The sequence below is a fragment of the Vibrio sp. Vb0937 genome (genome assembly GCF_033338855.1).
Map to the genome: position 1 here is coordinate 1 of NZ_JAWOTK010000208.1, position 1,358 is coordinate 1,358.

The window sequence follows — 1,358 nt, forward strand, 5'->3', positions numbered from 1 at the left end:
AGATTCAGGCTGCTCTTCTTGCTGACCTTGCAGCAAGCGTTCCATATAACGCGCCAACACATCCACTTCTAAATTCACTTTGCGGCCCACTTGGAACTGGTCGATGGTGGTTTCTTCACTGGTGTGAGGCACAATCGTCAGTTTGAATGCGTTTTTACGCAAATCATTCACCGTTAAGCTGATGCCATCAACGGTGATAGAGCCTTTTTCTGCCACGTACTTGCTGATCTCAGCAGGCATCGCGACCCAAAACTCTATCGCACGACCAACTTGATTGCGCTCCACAATTTCACCCACGCCGTCCACGTGTCCAGATACAATGTGTCCGCCAAAACGTGTCGTCGGCAGCATGGCTTTTTCTAAGTTAACCTTTTCGCCTACTTGGTAGTTTGCAAAACCGGTTTTTTTCAAGGTCTCGAGAGACAAATCCGCGCTGTAGTAATTGCTTCCAAAGTCAATCACCGTTAAGCACACACCGTTAGTTGCGATGCTGTCGCCTAACTTTACGTCAGACATGTCTAACTTACCTACTTCTACCGTAACGGTAATGTCTTCGCCTTTTGGCGTAATCGCAGTTAATTTACCAACTGCTTCTACAATTCCTGTAAACATAGTGCTTCTTTTCTAAATTTCTTTACGTACAAGGGTGGCGGTAATACGGATATCTCTGCCCACCATTCGCACATCAGTAATATTTAAATCGATGACCTGCGCCATCTCCGTCAATCCCAGCGCGCCAATTAAACCACGTCCATCGCTTCCCATTAGTTTCGGAGCGAGATAGACAATCAACTCATCTACAAGGTTAGCTTTGATTAGAGAACTCGCGAGCGTCGCGCCAGCTTCCACCCATAAATGGTTGATATTATGCTGAGTCGCGACCGCTTTTAGGGTGGCAGCTAAATCAATTTTTCCGCTTTGATCGAGTTGTGGGCAAACATCGCCTTCGCTGCTGACAATAATTCGCTCACCTTCGGTACTGAACAGTTTAAGGTCATCACTCAGTTTCTGTTGACGGTCGAGTATTACCCTTGCAGGTTGGCGAACTTCCGTCAGCTCATAGTGCGCTTGAACACTCTGCGGCAAATCATCCCAACGAACGTTGAGAGAAGCGTTATCATCCATCACTGTTTTGCTTGTAGACAGAATGCCACCGCTTTGCGCTCGATAACACTGCACGTCTTGGCGAGCCTGTGGGGAGGTGATCCATTGGCTCTTGCCATTACTTAGCGCACTCTGTCCATCTAAACTTGCTGCCATTTTTAATTGGATAAATGGCATGCCTGTTTGCATGAATTTAATGAAGCTACGATTGAGCTCAATCGCATCGTTTTCTAACAGTCCAACCTGAACCTCAA

The 1,358-nt window shown here is 46.8% G+C and carries 2 protein-coding genes; both read right to left on the reverse strand.

All coding sequences use genetic code 11. The features are described from left to right. Window positions 1-612: riboflavin synthase (locus R7P67_RS24485; protein ID WP_318086270.1), on the reverse strand; the 612-nt coding region annotated here is incomplete at its 3' end. A gap of 12 nt (window positions 613-624) precedes the next feature. Further along, window positions 625-1,358 (reverse strand): bifunctional diaminohydroxyphosphoribosylaminopyrimidine deaminase/5-amino-6-(5-phosphoribosylamino)uracil reductase RibD (gene ribD, locus R7P67_RS24490; RefSeq protein ID WP_318086271.1); only part of this gene is annotated, 734 nt, incomplete at its 5' end.